The 17,990-nt window shown below is 70.5% G+C and carries 17 protein-coding genes; 10 read left to right on the top strand and 7 right to left on the bottom strand.

Translation table 11 applies throughout. From position 1 onward, the window contains the following. Window positions 1-3: 3 nt before the first annotated feature. Window positions 4-501 (bottom strand): pyridoxamine 5'-phosphate oxidase family protein, encoded by a 498-nt coding sequence (locus tag FK530_RS00975; protein ID WP_146485116.1) that lies wholly within the window; start codon window positions 499-501, stop codon window positions 4-6. Between the two features lie 4 nt (window positions 502-505). Continuing rightward, complete coding sequence (locus FK530_RS00970) at window positions 506-1,609, bottom strand: NAD(P)H-dependent flavin oxidoreductase (protein ID WP_146485115.1); 1,104 nt, start codon at window positions 1,607-1,609, stop codon at window positions 506-508. Between the two features lie 119 nt (window positions 1,610-1,728). Between FK530_RS00970 and FK530_RS00965 the strand changes: the two genes are divergently transcribed. Continuing rightward, window positions 1,729-2,523: a crotonase/enoyl-CoA hydratase family protein gene (locus tag FK530_RS00965; RefSeq protein WP_146485114.1), complete on the top strand. Its 795-nt coding sequence runs from the start codon at window positions 1,729-1,731 to the stop codon at window positions 2,521-2,523. A gap of 70 nt (window positions 2,524-2,593) precedes the next feature. Here the strand turns inward: FK530_RS00965 and FK530_RS00960 are convergent, their stop codons facing one another. After that, window positions 2,594-4,147 carry an AMP-binding protein gene (locus tag FK530_RS00960; RefSeq protein ID WP_146485113.1) on the bottom strand — a complete coding sequence of 518 codons (1,554 nt, stop codon included), beginning with the start codon at window positions 4,145-4,147 and terminating at the stop codon, window positions 2,594-2,596. A gap of 165 nt (window positions 4,148-4,312) precedes the next feature. Here FK530_RS00960 and FK530_RS00955 point away from each other — a divergent pair, with 165 nt between their 5' ends. From FK530_RS00955 to FK530_RS00945, 3 genes are read left to right on the top strand one after another with little or no spacing between them, the layout of a single operon-like run. Beyond that, window positions 4,313-5,239, top strand: a complete 927-nt coding sequence (locus FK530_RS00955; RefSeq protein ID WP_146485608.1) for a Zn-ribbon domain-containing OB-fold protein — start codon at window positions 4,313-4,315, stop codon at window positions 5,237-5,239. After that, complete coding sequence (locus tag FK530_RS00950) at window positions 5,236-6,315, top strand: thiolase family protein (RefSeq protein ID WP_146485112.1); 1,080 nt, start codon at window positions 5,236-5,238, stop codon at window positions 6,313-6,315. The genes FK530_RS00955 and FK530_RS00950 overlap by 4 nt, the downstream gene beginning before the upstream one ends. Continuing rightward, the gene (locus tag FK530_RS00945) at window positions 6,315-7,487 is read left to right on the top strand and encodes a thiolase family protein (RefSeq protein ID WP_146485111.1); all 1,173 of its coding nucleotides are present in this window, start codon (window positions 6,315-6,317) and stop codon (window positions 7,485-7,487) included. Before FK530_RS00950 ends, FK530_RS00945 begins: the two co-directional genes overlap by 1 nt. A gap of 21 nt (window positions 7,488-7,508) precedes the next feature. Here FK530_RS00945 and FK530_RS00940 read toward each other — a convergent pair whose 3' ends face one another. Together FK530_RS00940 and FK530_RS00935 are read right to left on the bottom strand one after the other, a co-directional pair. Then, the gene (locus FK530_RS00940) at window positions 7,509-8,657 is read right to left on the bottom strand and encodes a Cmx/CmrA family chloramphenicol efflux MFS transporter (protein WP_231706445.1); all 1,149 of its coding nucleotides are present in this window, start codon (window positions 8,655-8,657) and stop codon (window positions 7,509-7,511) included. 266 nt (window positions 8,658-8,923) lie between these two features. Further along, window positions 8,924-10,147: a cytochrome P450 gene (locus FK530_RS00935; RefSeq protein WP_146485110.1), complete on the bottom strand. Its 1,224-nt coding sequence runs from the start codon at window positions 10,145-10,147 to the stop codon at window positions 8,924-8,926. A 247-nt stretch (window positions 10,148-10,394) separates the two neighbouring features. Between FK530_RS00935 and FK530_RS00930 the strand changes: the two genes are divergently transcribed. Together FK530_RS00930 and FK530_RS00925 are read left to right on the top strand one after the other, a co-directional pair. Further along, a complete protein-coding gene (locus FK530_RS00930; RefSeq protein ID WP_146485109.1) occupies window positions 10,395-11,555 on the top strand; it encodes a steroid 3-ketoacyl-CoA thiolase in 1,161 nt (386 codons plus the stop codon). Window positions 11,556-11,559: 4 nt separating this feature from the next. Continuing rightward, window positions 11,560-12,546: an NAD-dependent epimerase/dehydratase family protein gene (locus FK530_RS00925; RefSeq protein WP_146485108.1), complete on the top strand. Its 987-nt coding sequence runs from the start codon at window positions 11,560-11,562 to the stop codon at window positions 12,544-12,546. Between the two features lie 90 nt (window positions 12,547-12,636). Here FK530_RS00925 and FK530_RS00920 read toward each other — a convergent pair whose 3' ends face one another. Further along, window positions 12,637-13,542, bottom strand: coding sequence for an SDR family oxidoreductase (locus tag FK530_RS00920; protein ID WP_146485107.1), 906 nt, complete (start codon window positions 13,540-13,542; stop codon window positions 12,637-12,639). Between the two features lie 45 nt (window positions 13,543-13,587). After that, entirely contained in the window at window positions 13,588-14,364 is a 777-nt protein-coding gene (locus FK530_RS00915; RefSeq protein ID WP_146485606.1) for an SDR family oxidoreductase, read from the bottom strand. A 123-nt stretch (window positions 14,365-14,487) separates the two neighbouring features. Here FK530_RS00915 and FK530_RS00910 point away from each other — a divergent pair, with 123 nt between their 5' ends. From FK530_RS00910 to FK530_RS00895, 4 genes are read left to right on the top strand one after another with little or no spacing between them, the layout of a single operon-like run. Further along, the gene (locus FK530_RS00910; RefSeq protein WP_146485106.1) at window positions 14,488-15,330 is read left to right on the top strand and encodes an enoyl-CoA hydratase family protein; all 843 of its coding nucleotides are present in this window, start codon (window positions 14,488-14,490) and stop codon (window positions 15,328-15,330) included. Further along, complete coding sequence (locus FK530_RS00905) at window positions 15,327-16,193, top strand: CoA transferase subunit A (protein WP_146485105.1); 867 nt, start codon at window positions 15,327-15,329, stop codon at window positions 16,191-16,193. Before FK530_RS00910 ends, FK530_RS00905 begins: the two co-directional genes overlap by 4 nt. Beyond that, window positions 16,190-16,933: a CoA-transferase subunit beta gene (locus FK530_RS00900; RefSeq protein ID WP_146485104.1), complete on the top strand. Its 744-nt coding sequence runs from the start codon at window positions 16,190-16,192 to the stop codon at window positions 16,931-16,933. The genes FK530_RS00905 and FK530_RS00900 overlap by 4 nt, the downstream gene beginning before the upstream one ends. Beyond that, window positions 16,930-17,988, top strand: a complete 1,059-nt coding sequence (locus FK530_RS00895; protein ID WP_146485103.1) for an NAD(P)H-dependent flavin oxidoreductase — start codon at window positions 16,930-16,932, stop codon at window positions 17,986-17,988. Before FK530_RS00900 ends, FK530_RS00895 begins: the two co-directional genes overlap by 4 nt. Window positions 17,989-17,990: the final 2 nt, after the last annotated feature.

Here is a 17,990-nt window from a genome sequence, read left to right as displayed (position 1 = left end):
CCCCTACAGGTACGCCGCGGTGCTTCCGCTGACGGGCATCTCGGGCATGCCGAGCTTGCGGTGATCCCAGCTGCGCACGCGGTTCCCGCGCAGGCGCACGGCGACCCGCTTGTTCATCATCGCGTCGATCGCCGGCTTGAGTTCCTCGGTGTACGGCCCGAAGTAGCGCTCGTAGACCTGCTCGCAGACCGCGCGCACCGTCGCCTCGTCCTCGACGATCTCGGCGACGCCCTCGATGGTGATACCGCGCAGCGAGTCGTACGAATGGCCGGACTCGATCGAGGCGCTCATGATCGGATTGCGGCGCAGATTCACGACCTTCTGCGACTTGGCCTTGGTCTCGATCCAGAGGTCACCGTCGACGACGGCGTACCACATGGCGACGAGGTGGGGCGCCCCGTTCGCGCCGATGGTGGCGATGGTGGCGGTGCGGCTGCGCTCGAGGAACTCCTCGACCTCCGCCTCGGTCATCTGGATCGTGCCGCGCTGATTCGTTCCCATGGGGTCAGCGTGCCAGGTTCAGGCGGTCGACGGCATCCTCGAACTCACCGACCAGCTCCGTCATGATCTCGGCGACCGGCCGTACGGCATTCATCCGGCCCACGATCTGGCCGACCGGCATGGCGACCACCGAGGGATCGCCGGAGGCGTGGATGCGCGTGTGCGCCTCCCCCACCAGCAGGTTCTGCAGGGGCATGGGCAGGGCCGACGGTGCGCCCGGCGCCTCCCACGCCTGGGTCCAGCGGGTCTTGAGCAGGCGGGCCGGCTTCCCGGAGAAGATCCGGGTGCGGACCGTGTCCGCGCTCGTCGCGGCGACGAGGGCGTCCTGCATCGTCTGCGATTTCGTGTGCGTCTCGAGGTACTCCGTGGTGGTGAGCCAGTACGAGCCCATCCACACCCCGTCGGCGCCGAGGGTCAGTGCGGCGGCGATCTGCCGCCCGGACCCGATGCCGCCGGCGGCGACGACCGTGGCGTCCTCGCCCACCTCGTCGACGATCTCGGGGAGCAGCACCATGGACGCGATCTCGCCGGTGTGGCCGCCCGCCTCGTAACCCTGCGCGATGACGATGTCGACGCCGTTGTCGACGTGGGCGCGGGCGTGCTTCGCGCGGCCGGCGAGGGCGGCGACCTTGACGCCGTGCTCGTGCGCCGCGTCGATCACGTCCGCGGGCGGCGAGCCGAGGGCGTTGGCGATCAACGCGATCCGGTGCTTGAGGGCGACGTCGACGTGCGAGCGCGCCACCGAGTGCAGCCAGCCGAGCACGCCGGCGCCGGCGGCACCGTCGGGCAGCTCGGGGACTCCCAGCTCGCGCAGCGTGCGCTCCACGAAGTCCCGGTGCTCCTCGGGGATGAGCTCGGTGAGGTCCGTGGCCGTGCCCTCGGTGGGCACCTTGTTCGGCATGACGATGTCGACGCCGTAGGGCCGGCCGTCGGTGTTGGCGTCCATCCAGTCGAGGACGGCGTCGAGCTCGTCGGGATCGTTGAACCGGACGCAGCCGAGCACGCCGAGGCCGCCGGCCCGGGAGACCGCTGCGGCGACGTGCTCCGACGGGGTGAACGCGATGACCGGGTACTGGATGCCCAGGTCGTCGCACAGTGGTGTGCGCATGATTCCTCCTGAAGACTTCTTTCCTCCAAACTAGAACCTGTTACTGTCCGGGGAAGCGGATTCCCGCAATTGCCGATCCTCGTTTCAGCGAGGGTCCTCGACGACAAGGAGCCTCCGGCATGACCGACGCCCCGCACGCCCTCGTCGAGCAGCGCGGCCACACGCTGCTCATCACCATGAACCGCCCGGAGCGCAAGAACGCGCTCACCGGCGAGATGCTCCAGATCCTCGGCGACGCCTGGGACCGGATCGACGCCGATCCCGTGATCCGCAGCGCCGTGCTCACCGGCGCGGGCGGCGCCTTCTGCGCCGGCGCGGACCTGAAGAACATGGCCAAGTCCGACCCGGGCGAGGCCATGTCCGAGGGCGGAGGCTTCGATCCGGCCCGGATTCCGGGCCTGATCAAGGGGCGCCGGCCCGGCAAGCCCCTCATCGCGGCCGTCGAGGGCGCGGCGATCGCCGGGGGCACGGAGATCCTGCAGGGCACCGACATCCGCGTCGCGGGCGAGAGCGCGCGGTTCGGCGTCTCCGAGGCCAAGTGGAGCCTGTACCCGATGGGCGGTTCCGCCGTGCGCCTGCCGCGCCAGATCCCGTACACGGTCGCGGCCGACCTGCTACTGACGGGCCGGCACATCACCGCGGCCGAGGCGAAGGAGTACGGGCTGATCGGGCACGTCGTCCCCGACGGCACCGCGCTCGACAAGGCCCTCGAGCTGGCCGAGCTGATCAACGCCAACGGCCCCCTGGCCGTGCAGGCGATGCTGCGCACCATGCGCGCGACCGAGGGCATGCACGAGGAGGAGGCCTTCGTCGTCGACGCGAAGGAGGGCCTCCCCGTCTTCCTCTCCCAGGACGCCAAGGAGGGGCCCCGCGCCTTCGCTGAGAAGCGCAAGCCCGTCTTCCGCGGTGTATAGCTATTGAACACCGTTTCTGTACACCGCGACCTGCGGTTTCCCGTACAGAAACGGTGTTCAATCCCGAGGGTCAGGCGTACTGGGCGCGCAGGGCCTTCTTGTCCGGCTTGCCGAGCGGGCTGACCGGGATCGACTCGACGAAGTCCACCGTCTTGGGGGTGTAGACGGCGCCCTTGCGGTCGCGCACCAGATCCCGTAGCTCCTCGACCTCGACGGTCGCGCCGGCGCGCGGGACCACGACAGCCTTCACGGCCTCGCCCCACTTCTCGTCGGGGACGCCGATGACCGCCACCGAGGCGACCGCCGGGTGCGTGGAGATGACGTCCTCGACCTCACGGGGGAAGACGTTGAAGCCGCCCGTGACCACCATGTCCTTCTTCCGGTCGACGATGTACAGGTAGCCCTCGTCGTCGAATCTGCCGACGTCGCCGGTGTGCAACCAGCCGTGTTCGGTGGCCTCGGCGGTCTGCTCCGGCTTGTTCAGGTAGCCCTGCATGACCAGGGGGCCGCGCACGCAGATCTCGCCCGGCGCACCGGGTTCGACGGGGCGTCCGGCATCGTCGAGCAGCGCGACGTGCACCCACGGGACCGGCCGGCCGCAGCTCGCCAGCCGTTCCGGCTTCGACGGATCGTGGTCGCCGCGCCGCAGCACGGCGATGGTCATGGGGCATTCCGCCTGGCCGTAGAACTGGAAGAACTTGGGGCCGATGCGCTCGATGGCCTCGGTGAGCCGGGTCGGCGAGATCGCGGAGGCGCCGTAGAAGACCGTCTCGAGGCTGGAGACGTCGTAGTCGTCGAACTTCGGGTGGTCGAGCAACGCGTAGATCATGGTGGGCACCAACATCGTCGCGGTGATCCGGTACTTCTCGATCGCCGCGAGCACGGCTTCCGGTTCGAACCGGGGTAGTACCACCATCGAGCCGCCGGCCATCGACGTGGGATTCCAGAATGCGCCACCCGCGTGGCTGAGCGGGGCGCACACGAGGAACCGGATCTCCTCCGGCCATTCCCATTCCGTGCGCTGGATGCGCAGCAGCGATGCGCCGCCGGAGTAGCTGAGCATGACGCCCTTGCTCTTGCCGGTGGTGCCGCCGGTGTACGCGAGGCTCGCGGTCGACGACGGGTCGGCGGTGTGCGCCGCCAGCGGGCCGGGCTCGAAGCCGGCCGCCACGGCGGTGAGGTCGACGCCGTGCTCGGTGGGGCCCAGGGAGAGCAACGTCTTCAGCCCGGGCACCCGTTCGCGCAGGTCCGCGGCGCGCTGCTCGTAAAGCCGCGGATCGTAGATCAAGGTCTCGATGCCCGCGTCCTCCATGACGTAGACGTGGTCGTCGAGCGAGCCCATCGGATGCAGCGCGGCGAAGCGGACACCGGTGATGAGGTTGGTGGACTGGGCGATCAGCACCTCGTGGCGGTTGCCGGAGAGCATCGCGACGGGACTCCCGACACCGAGGCCGACGGATGCGTAGGCCTGGGCGTAACGGCTGACCTGGTCGCGCACCTCGGCGTACGTGAGTTCCGAATCACCGTCGGGACCGGTCACGTGGACCGCGACGCGGTCGGGATAGGCGGCGAGGGAGTCGAGCAGGATGTCGCCGGCGAGCGGCTCGCGATGCAGATCGTCCATGGAGCACCTCACAAGTTCGTTGCGGGAATACCTGCGCGGAAAACGCGGTACCAAGTCACCCCACGGTAAGTGCTCGGAGCCGTTTCCGGGATACCCTTGCGCCAAAAAGTTAGAACATGTTTCACTCGTGAGGTGACCGCAGAACCGCAGACCCTCTCGGCGCCCATGAACCTGTCCTTCGACTACACCCGGTCGCTCGGACCGGTACTGGGCGCGTTCATGACGAACCTCCGCGAACGCCGCATCGTCGGCACCCGGGACTCGGCCGGACGGGTGCACGTCCCGCCGCTGGAGTTCGATCCGGACACCACCGCCGCTCTCACCGAGATCGTCCCCGTCTCCGACACCGGCACGGTGACGAGCTGGAGCTGGAACGCGCACCCGGTGGACGGTCAGCCCTTCGACCGGCCCTTCGCGTACGCCCTCATCAGGCTCGACGGTGCCGACACCGCAGTCCTGCACGCGGTCGACGTCGCGGGCCCCCAGGAGATCTCGACGGGGATGCGGGTGCACGCCCGCTGGATCGCGGAGACCACCGGCGCGATCGGCGACATCGCCTGCTTCGTCCCCGGGGAGGGCAACGGAACCCCCGACACCGCCGCGGAGACCGATCCGATCGAGATCCTCACCACCCCCGTCGCGCTGCGGCTCGAGCACTCCGCCTCCGTGCCGGAGACCCGGTACCTGCAGGCACTCGCCGAGGGCAGGCTGCTGGGCCAGCGGTGCGGGAAATGCGGCAACGTCTACGTGCCGCCGCGCAACGCCTGCCCGATCGACGGCATCCCCACCACCGAGGAGGTCGACCTCCCGGATACCGGCGTGGTCACCACGTTCTGCGTGGTCAATGTGCCCTTCCAGGGGCAGCGCATCAAGCCCCCGTACGTCGCCGCCTATGTGCTCATCGACGGTGCCGACATCCCGTTCCTCCACCTCGTCCTCGGCTGCGAGCCGTCCGAGGTACGTATGGGCATGCGGGTGCGGGCCACGTGGAAACCCCGCGAGGAATGGACCGAAAGTCCGGGCAACATCTCGCATTTCGAACCGACCGGTGAGCCGGACGCCCCCTACTCCAGTTACGAGAAGCACCTGTGAGCACACGCACCTGCACCGATCCGGACGGCTCCGTCGCCGTCGTCGGATACGCCGCCACCCCGTGGCTGCGCACCGCCCAGACCACCACCAACGGCGTGGAGATGCTGATCCCGCTGTTCGCCGACGTCTTCGCCCAGACCGGACTCACCAAGTCCGACATCGGTTTCTGGTGCTCCGGGTCGTCGGACTACCTGGCCGGACGGGCCTTCTCGTTCATCGCCGCGATCGACTCCATCGGCGCCGTGCCGCCGATCAACGAGTCGCACGTGGAGATGGACGCCGCCTGGGCACTGTACGAGGCCTGGGTGAAGATCCGCACCGGCGAGGTCGATACGGCTCTCGTCTACGGCTTCGGCAAGTCCTCCGCCGGCGTCCTGCGTCGCACCCTCACCATGCAGTTGGATCCGTACACCGTCGCGCCGCTGTGGCCCGACTCGGTGTCCGTCGCCGCGCTGCAGGCCCGCGCGGGCATCGATTCCGGTGCGTGGACCGAGGCCGACATGGCCGCCGTGGCGGCGCGCAGCCTGGGCGACGCCACCTCGAACCCGGCGGCGCAGTTCTCGCGCACCGTCGATCCCGAGGCGCTCCTGAGCGAACCACTGTGGGCCGATCCGCTGCGGCGCCACGACATCGCGCCCATCACCGACGGTGCCGCGGTCGCGATCCTCGCCTCGGCCGAACGCGCCCGCGAGCTCCGTGAGAACCCCGCCTTCATCACGGGACTCGAGCACCGGATCGACTCCCCCGCTCTGGGCTCGCGTGATCTCACGAAGTCCCCATCGACCGAGGCAGCGGCACGCGCGGCCGGTGCCGACGGCGTCCAGCTCGCCGAGCTGCACGCGCCGTTCACCCACCAGGAACTCATCCTCCGGTCCGCGATCGGACTCGGCGACGACGTGCGGATCAACCCGTCCGGCGGCGCCCTCGTGGGGAACCCGATGTTCTCGGCGGGCCTGGCCCGCATCGGCGAGGCGGCCCGCGCCGTCTGGAACGGGGACGCCGAGCGCGTCCTCGCGCACGCCACCGGCGGACACGCCCTGCAACAGAACCTGATCGCAGTGATGGAGGCCAAGTGATGGGCAAGCCCACCGCCGTACTCGGAACGGGTCAGACCCGTCACCGCGCCAAGCGCACCGACGTCTCGATGGCCGGCATGATCCGCGAGGCCGTCGATGCCGCGCTCACCGATGCCGGCACGACGATGGCGGACATCGATGCGATCGTGATCGGCAAGGCGCCGGACATGTTCGAGGGCGTGATGATGCCCGAGCTGTTCCTCGCCGACGCGCTGGGCGCAGTCGGCAAGCCGCTGCTGCGCGTGCACACCGCCGGTTCGGTCGGTGGATCCACTGCGGCCGTCGCCGCGGCTCTGGTCAAGGCGGGCGTGCACAAACGCGTGCTGACGGTGGCGTGGGAGAAGCAGTCCGAGTCGAACGCCATGTGGGCGCTCTCGATCCCGGTCCCCTTCACCGTGCCCGTCGGCGCGGGCGCGGGCGGCTACTTCGCGCCGCACGTGCGCTCCTACATCCGTCGCTCGGGCGCGCCCGACCACGTCGGCGCGATGGTCGCGGTGAAGGACCGTCGCAACGGCGCCCGCAACCCGCTCGCCCACCTGCATCAGCCCGACATCACGCTGGAGTCGGTCCAGTCGTCCCAGATGCTGTGGGATCCCATCCGATTCGACGAGACCTGCCCATCGTCCGACGGCGCGTGCGCGATCGTCCTGGGCGACGAGGACGCCGCCACGGCCTCGGAGGCCGCCACGGGCAACCGCGTCGGCTGGGTGCTCGCGACCGCCATGCGGACCGAGCCCCTCGCCTACGCGGGCCGCGAGCACGTCAGCCCGCAGGCCGGTCGGGACGCCGCGGCCGCGCTCTGGCGCGACGCCGGCATCACCGACCCGCTGCGGCAGGTCGACGCCGCGGAGATCTACGTGCCCTTCTCCTGGTTCGAGCCGATGTGGCTGGAGAACCTGGGCTTCGTCCCCGAGGGCCAGGGCTGGAAGCTCACCGAGTCCGGGGGCACCGAGATCGGCGGGGAACTGCCCGTGAATCCGTCCGGCGGCGTGCTGTCGTCGAACCCGATCGGCGCGTCGGGCATGATCCGGTTCGCCGAGGCCGCCAAGCAGGTCATGGGACGGGCCGGAGACTACCAGGTCGACGGTGCCCGCACCGCCCTCGGCCACGCCTACGGCGGTGGCTCGCAGTACTTCTCGATGTGGCTGGTCGGGGCGGACAAGCCCGCGTGACGTGAGCGTGCCGTGCGGATGTCAGCGGCGCCCGGACGCCGCTGACATCCGCACCGCGAGCACGCCGGCGAGAGCGACGGCCACCGCAGCGCACCAGGCCGGGCCCGGCGCTCCGGCCGGGCCCAGTGACCACCCGGCGACGATGGGGCCGAGGAGAGCACCCGCGTTGAGCGCGGCGGTCGCGAACGCACCGCCCATGGTGGGCGCGTCCGCCGCCGCGGCGACGATCCGGGCGATGAGCGTTCCTCCCGTCGCGAAGGCGACCACCCCCACCGCAGCCACGGCGGGCAGCAGGACCGCCGGCTCCGTGCCGGCGACGGCGATGACGACCCATCCGACGAGAAGCAGCGGAGCGCAGGTCTCGATGCACCGCTGCGGAGCGGTGTCGGCCCACCGGCCACTGATCCGGATACCCGCGAAGGCACCCACTCCGAACACCATGAGCGCGACGGGCACCCAGAGCTGTCGAAGGCCCCCACCGTCGACGACGACGACGGCCAGGTAGGCGAGGAACCCGAATGTGCCCGCGTTGACGAGAGAGGCGAGCACCAGCAGGGTCCGGACGCGTGGGCGGCGCAAGGCGCCGATCTCGGCACGGAGCTGCGGGGGCGCCTCGGGCGCCTCGGACGGGGCCGGCCTGGTCGCCGCGATCGCCAGTAGGGGCGGGAGGCACAGCGCGGCAACGGCGAGGAAGGTCGACCGCCAGCCGAGGAGATCGCCCACCACGGCTCCCGCCGGGACGCCGGCGACCATGGCCAGCGTCGTGCCCGACAGCAGCACGGCCACCGCGCGTCCGCGCCGTTCCGGGCCCACGACCGCGACCGCCGTAGCCAGCGCGACGGCCAGGAAGCCCGCATTGGCGAACGCGGCAACGACCCGGGACAGCACCAGCACGGAGAACGACGCGGTCAGAGCTGCCACGACGTGCGCCGCCGCGAAGGCCACCAGGAATCCGAGGAGGGAGGAACGGGGCGGCCACCGTCGCGCCAGGGCGGCGGTCAGCGGGGCGCCCAACGCCATCCCGGCGGCGAACGCGGAGATCAGGCCGCCCGCCGCGGCCACGGAGACGTCGAGATCGGCGGCGATGCCCGGCAGCACACCGGAGAGCATGAATTCGGAGGTTCCCATCGCGAAAACGGCGAGGGCGAGGAACAGGACGAGTCGAGGCACGGAGCACTCCTGGGACGCGGAAACGAGGGCATCGTCTCCGGTCGTCACGGCCGACTCGGACCGGGCGGATCAGCGCGCGGAAGCGCGGTTCTGCACGGGGTCGGCGGCGGGACCGGCGACCCCTTCCTCATGCGATTCCGGCGAGCTCACGCCACCACGCTATCCCTCCCGGCGCCACGCGTTCCACCGGATATCGTTCCGACGTCGCGAACACGATCGAAAGCCCCCGGCACCGCCGGGCGCTTCGATCGTCGAGCGGAGCCGACCTACTCGTAGGCGACCTTCCAGTGCTTGATGCCGTTGAGCCAGCCCGAGCGCAGGCGCTGCGGCGGCTCGAGCTCGCGGAGGTTGGGCATCACGTCGGCGATCGCCTTGAACATGAGGTCCATCTCGAGGCGGGCGAGGTTCGCGCCCACGCAGTGGTGGGTGCCGGAGCCGCCGAAGCCGACGTGCGGATTCGGATCGCGCAGGATGTTGAACGTGTACGGATCCTCGAAGGCGTCCTCGTCGAAGTTGGCCGAGGCGTAGAACAGCGCGACGCGCTGCCCCTTCTTGATCGTCTGCTCGCCGAGCTGGACGTCCTCGAGCGCGGTGCGCTGGAACACGGAGACCGGGGTCGCCCAGCGGACGATCTCATCGGGGGCCGTGCGCGGGCGCTGCTCCTTGTAGATCTCCCACTGCTCGGGGTAGTCCACGAAGGCCTTCATGCCGTGGCTGATCGCGTTCCGCGTGGTCTCGTTGCCGGCGACGGCGAGCAGTAGCACGAAGAACGCGAACTCGTCACTGCCGAGCCCGTCGCCGTCGATGTCCGCCTGCACGAGAGTGGTCACGATGTCGTCCATCGGACACTTCCGGCGCTCCTCGGCGAGGTTCCACGAGTAGCCGGTGAACTCGGTCATCGCGGTGAGGTAGTCGCCCTCGAACTCGGGATCGTCGTAGGCCATCATCGAGTTCGACCAGTCGAAGAGTTTCTTGCGGTCCTCCTGGGGCACGCCCAGGAGCTCGGCGATCGCCTGCAGGGGCAACTCGCTGGCGACCTGCTCGACGAAGTCCCCGCCGCCCGCCTTACGGGCCTCGTGCACGATCTGCTCGGCCCGCTCCGCGAGCGCGTCGTGCAGGGACTGCACCGCCTTCGGCGTGAAGCCGCGCGAGATGATGCGACGGGTCTTGGTGTGCTGAGGCGGGTCCATGTTCAGCAGCAGCATGCGCTGCATGTCGATCTGCTCGCGCTCGATCTCCGGGCCGAAGCGGATGATCGCCCCGTTCTCCCAGTTGGAGTACTGCTTCGGGTTGCGCGAGATGGCCTTGATGTCCTCCAGCTTGGACACCACCCAGAAGCCACCGTCGTCGAACCCGGTGGTGCCGGGCGGAATGTCCTGCCACCACACCGGCGCCGATCGCCGCAGCTCGGCGAACTCGGCCTCGGGCCGCCGCTCCGACCACAGGTCGGGACTGGTGAAATCGAACCCCGCGGGGAAGTGCACGCTCACGCCGCCTCCTCAAGCGTCTCCACCCGGTCTCTGGCCAGGCGTATCTGAAACATGTTCTACTCATTGAAGCACAGACGGTCCGCTCGTGAGCTAGATTGCGAAGGACTCTGGTTGCACAGCAGTTACACAGGGACGAACCAGTCGCGGCGCCACCGCACGAAGCTCGACAGAATCTTCAGTGCGCGCCACAATCGAGAACGTGCTCTACCTGTTCGGGCGGAGCCGAGAAATGTGAGGAACGATCGATATGGGCATCCCCGTCATCGTCGAAGCCGTCCGCAGCCCCATCGGCAAGCGCGCCGGCTGGCTCAGCGGCCTCCACCCCGCCGAACTCCTCGGCGCCACGGTCACCGCGCTGATCGACCGCGCGGGGATCGATCCCGCCCGGGTCGAGCAGATCATCGGCGGCAACGTGACCCAGGCCGGCGAGCAGGCCGGCAACATCACCCGCACCGCGTGGCTCAACGCCGGCCTGCCCGAACTGACCGGCGCCACCACCATCGACGCGCAGTGCGGCTCGGCGCAGCAGGCCACGGGCCTCATCGCGGGCCTCATCGCGACCGACGCGATCTCCGCGGGCATCTCCTGCGGCGTCGAGTCGATGAGCCGCATCCCGCTCGGCGCGAACCGCCCGGAGGGACTCGGCAACTCCCGGCCCCCGTCGTGGACCATCGACATGCCCAACCAGTTCCTCGCCGCCGAGCGGATCGCCGAACGTCGCGGCCTCACCCGCGAGGACGTCGACGCCTTCGGCCTCGCCTCGCAGCGCAAGGCTCTGCGGGCGTGGGAGGAGGGGCGCTTCGACCGCGAGGTGGTCACGCTGAAGGCGCCCGCCATGGCCGACGGCGCCCCCACGGGCGAGACGATCGAGGTCTCGCGGGACCAGGGCCCGCGCGAGAGCACTGCCGAGGGCCTCGCCAAGCTCAAGCCCATGCTCGACGGTGGCCGCCACACGGCGGGCACGTCCTCCCAGGTGTCCGACGGTGCCGCCGCCGTCCTGCTCATGGACTCGGACCACGCCGCCGCGCTCGGCCTGACGCCGCGCGCCCGGATCGTTTCGCAGGCGCTGGTCGGCGGCGAGCCCTACTACCACCTCGACGGTCCCATCCGAGCCACGGAGCGGGTCCTGGAGCGCTCCGGTCGATCCCTCGCGGACATCGACCTGTTCGAGGTCAACGAGGCCTTCGCCTCTGTCGTCCTGTCCTGGCAGCAGGTCATCGGGCCGGATCCGGAGAAGGTCAACGTCAACGGCGGCGCGATCGCCCTCGGCCACCCCGTCGGCTCCACCGGAGCCCGCCTCATCACGACGGCGCTGCACGAGCTGGAACGGCGCGACGCGTCGACGGCTCTCATCGCGATGTGCTGCGGCGGCGCGATGGCCACCGGCACGATCATCGAGCGGATCTGACGGCATGCGGGTAGCAGTCACCGGCGCAGCCGGATTCGTCGGCGGGAACCTCCTGCAGCAGCTCGTCGAGCAGGGGCACGAGGTGGTCGCGATCGATCGCGCCTCGTCGCCGCACGCCCCGGACGGGGTGCGCTGGGTGCAGGCGAGCGTTCTCGAGCCCGGGGAGATGCGTGCGGCGCTCGAGGGCGTGGAGGTCGTCTACCACCTGGTCGCCATGATCACGCTCCGAATGCAGGACGAGGCCGCGTGGCGGCTGAACACCGAGGGCGTGCGGGTCGTGGCGCGGGCGGCACTCGAGGCCGGTGCGCGGAAAATGGTGCACCTGAGCTCCATCCACGCCTTCGACCAGGATCTCGTGGACGTGATCGACGAGACCGCACCGCGGTCCGAGCGACCCGAGATCCCGGTCTACGACCGGTCGAAATGGGCCGGCGAGCAGGAGCTGCGCAAGGTCATCGACGACGGCCTGGACGCCACCATCTGCAATCCCACCGGTGTCTGGGGGCCCGCCGACCACGGCGTCGCACTGTCGCGCCTGAACCGGCTGGCATACACCGCGGCCCGGGGCCGGATGCCCGCCTTCGTCTCCAAGGCAGGGTTCGACCTCGTCGACGTGCGCGACGTGGCGACCGGCGTCATGCTCGCGGCGGAGAAGGGCCGCACCGGCGAGAACTACCTACTCGGCGGTGAGTTCGCTCCGATCATCGACGCGATGCGTCTTTCCGCGCAGGCCGCGGGTAAGGCCGGGCCGCGCGTGGCGGTGCCCATCGGGGCGCTCGCGGCGATCATGCCGGTGCTCGAGCCGATCAACGCCCGCCTCGGCTCGGATGTGCTGTCGAAGGCCGCGCTGGGCCCGCTCTTCGCGTCGCCCCTGGTCGATATCAGCAAGGCACGCAACGAACTCGGTTACGCACCGCGCACGATGGCGGCGACCGCCACCGAGCTGGTGCGCTTCTTCGAAGAGTCGGGCCGGCTGAACGCCCGGACCTGACCCCTCAGCTCGGCCGACCCCTCGCCGAGACGCGGCCGGCCGCGCGGAGATCCCCTCCCCGCGCGGCCGGCATCGTCGTCTACGGACGGCTCACGCGCCGTACACGGGCTCGGGGATCGCCGCTTCGTCGAGCAGGCCCCGCACCACGTCGCCCAGCTCCGCAGGCTCCCAGCGCGCGCCCTTGTCGCGCAGCGGCCCGTGCCGCCAGCCCTGCGCGATCGACACCTTTCCGCCCTCGACCTCGAAGACCCGGCCCGTCACCTCTGCGGATGCCGCGCTGCCGAGCCACACCACGAGCGGGGAGATGTTCTCCGGCGCCATCGCATCGAAACCGTCCTCCGGAGCGGCCATGTCGTCCGCGAAGGTCACCTCGGTCATCCGCGTCCGGGCGGCGGGGGCGATCGCGTTCACGGTGATGCCGTAGCGCCCCATCTCGGCGGCTGCCTGGATCGTCATCTCGGCGATGCCCGCCTTCGCCGCGGCGTAGTTGCCCTGCCCGACGCTGCCGAGTAGACCGGCGCCGGAGCTGGTGTTGATCACTCGCGCGTCGGGCTGCCGTCCCGCCTTGGACTCGTCCCGCCAGTACCCGGCGGCGTGCCGCAGCATCGCGAAGTGTCCCTTGAGGTGGACGCGGGTCACCGCGTCCCACTCCGCCTCGGACATGTTCACCAGCATCCGGTCACGGAGGAAGCCCGCGTTGTTCACGAGTACGTCCAACCGGCCGAACTCGTCGATCGCGGTGCGCACCAGTGCCTGCGCGCCGTCCCAATCGGCCACGTCGGAGGCGTTCGCGACAGCGCGCCCGCCGGCCGCGCGGATCTCGTCGACCACCTGCTGCGCCGGGCCGGACGACGCGTCGGCGCCGTCGAGGCCCACGCCGTAGTCGTTGACCACCACCGCCGCACCCTCCGCGGCGAAGGCGAGCGCGTGGGCGCGGCCGATGCCCCGGCCCGCGCCGGTGACGATGACGACGCGACCGTCGACGATTCCTGTCATTGTTCTTCTCCTAGTCGGTAGTTCGTATTTCGCCGGCGGTCGTGCTCAGCCGTCGGCATGCTGCGCGTTCGCGGCGCCCAAGAACGCGGGGCGCTCGCCGCCGCCGTGCACGAGGAGCGTCGACCCGCTGACGTAGGACGCGAGCGGGGAAGCGAGGAAGGCCGCGCACGCGCCCACCTCCTCCGGGTCGGCGAGCCGTCCGAGGGGGATGGTCGCGCCGATCGCCGCGATCCCGGCGTCGTCGCCGTAGTGCTGCTCCGCGGCCTCGGTGCGCACCAAGCCCACGTCGAGGGCGTTCACGCGCACCGCGGGCGCCCACTCCACCGCCAGACTCGTGGTGAGCGAATCGAGCCCGGCCTTCGCCGCGCCGTACGCCGCGGTGCCGGGCGAGGGGCGGGTGGCGCTCACGCTCGAGATGTTGACGATCGCGCCGCGGCCCGCCTCCTGCATGACCGCATTCGCCCTCTGCGCCACCAGGAGTGGGGCGAGCAGGTTGAGGCCGACGACCTTCTCGTGGAACCGAGGCGAGGCCGTGGCCGCATCCGAGTACGGGGCGCCACCCGCGTTGTTGACGAGCACGTCGAGCCGACCGTGCCGCTCGACGATGCCGGCGATCAGCGCGTCCACCTGCTCCGGATCGCGGACGTCGGCGGCGACGAACTCGGCGACGGCGCCGTCGGCCTCCACCGGGCTCTCGGGTTCGCGCCGGGCGCACACCACCACCGTGGCGCCGTACCGGAGGAAGACGCGGGCGATGCCCGCACCGATCCCCCGCACCCCGCCGGTGATCAGGACCACCGCATCGTCGAGCCCGAGGCTCACCGACATCGCTGCGCTCACAAGATTCCCCACTTCCCATTCCGGCTGACCGGGCTTCGGTGGTAGCGTACCAAGCAATTGCTAGGTTTAGATCACGTTCTACCTGTCTACCTCGAAGGAGTCGGTGTGCCTTCACCGATCACGACCACCGTCGACGAGCCCGGGATCCACACGATCACCGTCGACGCACCGCCCGTCAACGCCCTCACCGTGCAGGGCTGGTTCGACCTCGCGAACGCCATCACCGAGGCCGGCCGCGACCCGTCGTGCCACGTGGTCGTGGTGCGCGCCGCGGGCCGCGGGTTCAACGCGGGCGTCGACATCAAGGAGATCGACGCGGCACAGGCCGCGGGCGACGGCTACGGGGCACTGATCGGCGCGAACCACGGCTGCGCCGCCGCCTTCTCCGCGGTCTACGACTGCGCGGTCCCGGTGGTCGTCGCGGTCAACGGCTTCTGCCTGGGCGGAGGCATCGGCCTCGTCGGCAACGCCGACGTCGTGGTCGCGTCGGACGACGCGACCTTCGGCCTCCCCGAGGTGGATCGCGGGGCGCTCGGCGCCGCAACGCATCTGGCCCGCCTGGTGCCCCAGCACCTCATGCGCACGCTGTACTTCACCGCGGGCACCATCACGGCGCAGCAACTGCACCACTTCGGTTCCGTGTACCGCGTGGTGCCGCGCGCCGAGCTCGACGAGGCCGCCCTGGAGGTGGCCCGGGCCATCGCCGCCAAGGACACCCGCGTGATCCGCAAGGCGAAGGAGGCGATCAACGGGATCGACCCCGTCGACGTCCACACCAGCTACCGCTTCGAGCAGGGCTTCACGTTCGAGCTCAACCTCGCGGGCTACTCGGACGACCACCGTCGCGAGTTCGTCGCGACCGGCCGCACCGTGGGCGAGGCGTCCAGCGCCGGGAGCGGAGCGAGCGGGCGACCCGTATCCGACGACGCAGCACAGGAGAAGGCATGACCGACAAGACCATGACCGCCGAGCAGGTGGTCGCCGAACTCGAGGACGGCATGACGCTGGGCATCGGCGGCTGGGGCTCGCGGCGCAAACCGATGGCCCTGGTGCGGGCGATCCTCCGGTCGGACCTCAAGGACCTCACCGTGGTGTCCTACGGCGGACCCGACGTGGGACTCCTGGCCGCGGCGGGGAAGATCCGCAAGCTCGTCTTCGGTTTCGTCACCCTCGACACCGTCCCCATCGACCCGAACTTCGCCCGCGCCCGGCAGGCCGGCGCGATCGAGGTCGCGGAGTGGGACGAGGGCATGTTCGCCGCCGGCCTCAAGGCCGCCGTGCAGCGTCTCCCCTTCCTCCCCATCCGTGCGGGGCTCGGTTCGTCGGTCATGGACGTCAATCCCGGTCTGCGCACGATCGTCTCGCCCTACGCCGACGGCGAGGAACTGGTCGCGGTCCCGGCGCTGCGCCTCGATGCCGCGCTCGTGCACATGAACCGCGCCGACGCCCGCGGCAACGCCCAGTACCTGGGCCCGGACCCGTACTTCGACGACGACTTCGCCCTCGCGGCGGACCGGTGCTATGTCTCCTGCGAGCGGATCGTCCCCACCGCGGAGCTTGTGGCCGGCGGCCCCGTCCAGTCCCTGATCATCAACCGCAGCGCGGTCAACGGCGTCGTCGAGACGCCGAACGGCGCGCACTTCACGACCGCGGTCCCGGATTACGGCCGCGATGAGAAGTTCCAGCGGCACTACGCCGCGAGCGCCAAGGACCCCGAGGCCTGGGCCGCGTTCGAACAGCGCTTCCTCAGCGGCGACGAGGCGCACTACCAGGCTCAGGTCGCCGCCTGGGCAGCCGAGGAGGCGAAATGACCGACATCACCCGCGCCGAGGTCTGCGTGACCGCGATCGCCGATCTGTTCCGGGGCGACGGCGAGATCACCGCCAGCCCGATGGGCCTGATCCCCTCGCTCGGCGGCCGCCTCGCCCGCCTCACCTTCGCCCCCGATCTACTGCTCTCCGACGGCGAGGCCTACCTGATCGCCGATGCCGCGAACCCCGCCGCGGGCATCGAGGGCTGGCAGCCCTTCAAGAAGGTGCTCGACGTGGTGGTGCCGAACGGCAAGCGCCACGTGATCATGGGCGCCAGCCAGATCGACCGGTACGGCAACCAGAACATCTCGGCCATCGGCGAGCACCGGGCACCGTCGCGCCAGCTGCTCGGCGTGCGCGGCGGGCCCGGCAACACCGTGAACAACCGCACGTCGTACTGGATCCCGAAGCACTCGTCGCGCGTCTTCGTCGATGCGGTCGACGTCGTGAGCGGCGTGGGCTACGACCGCGCCCGCGCGGCCGGGCCGGCCGCCTCGCGGTTCCACGACATCCACCGCGTGGTCACCGACCTCGCCGTCCTCGGCTTCGGCGACGACGGTGCCATGACCCTGCTGTCCGTGCACCCCGGCATCACGGAGGCCCAGGTCCGGGAGGCCACCGGCTTCGAGCTCGCGGGCTCCCACGTGCCGGAGACCCGTGTGCCCACCACCGACGAACTCGAGCTCATCCGCACCGTCGTGGACCCGAAGAACCTGCGCAGCAAGGAGGTCCCGGCATGACACTGCGTACCCGGTTCACCGAGCTGGTCGGCATCGAGCATCCCGTCGTGCAGACCGGCATGGGCTGGGTCTCGGGGGCGCACCTGACCTCCGCCACCGCGAACGCGGGCGGCCTGGGCATCCTCGCCTCGGCGACGATGACCTACCCGGAGCTCGAGGCGGCGATCCGGAAGACCAAGGAGCGCACCGACAAACCCTTCGGCGTCAATCTCCGGGCCGACGCCGAGGATGCGCAGCAGCGCGTCGATCTGCTGATCCGCGAGGGCGTGAAGGTCGCTTCCTTCGCGCTCGCCCCGCGCAAGGAGATGATCGCGCAGCTCAAGGACGCCGGACTGGTGGTGATCCCGTCCGTCGGCGCCGCGCGGCACGCGGAGAAGGTGGCCTCGTGGGGCGCCGATGCCGTGGTGGTGCAGGGCGGCGAGGGCGGCGGCCACACCGGTGGCGTCGCGACGACACTGCTGCTCCCGTCGGTGCTCGATGCGGTGGACATCCCGGTCGTCGCCGCCGGCGGCTTCTTCGACGGTCGCGGCCTCGCGGCGGCCCTCGCCTACGGCGCCTCGGGGGTCGCGATGGGTACCCGCTTCCTGCTCACCCGCGACAGCCGGGTGCCCGAATCGGTGAAGTCGGAGTACCTGCAGCGCGGTCTCGGCGACACCGTCGTGACCACGAAGGTCGACGGGATGCCTCACCGCGTCCTGCGGACGGCACTGGTCGATGCCCTCGAACGCTCGCACGGCGTTGCGACATTGGCGCACGCCGCCCTGAACACCGTGCGTTTCCAGGCACTCACGGGCGTCTCCTGGAAGGGGCTCATCAACGAGGGGCTGGCGCTGAAGAAGGGCGGCGACCGCACCTGGAGCCAGCTCATGATGTCGGCCAACACGCCGATGTTGCTGCGCGCCGGCCTCGTCGAAGGCAACACCGACGCCGGCGTGCTCGCCTCGGGCCAGGTCGCCGGAATCATCGACGATCTGCCGACGGTGGCCGAACTGATCGAGCGGATCGTGGCGGAGGCCGAGGAACGCGTGGACGCGCTCTCCGGCCTCCGGTCCTGATC

Origin of the sequence: Tsukamurella conjunctivitidis, from assembly GCF_007858475.1 — a bacterium.
In the GTDB taxonomy this organism is placed as follows: Bacteria; Actinomycetota; Actinomycetes; order Mycobacteriales; family Mycobacteriaceae; genus Tsukamurella; species Tsukamurella conjunctivitidis.
The sequence above is the reverse complement of the archived record's forward strand: the minus strand, read 5'-3'. Positions and strand labels throughout refer to the sequence as shown.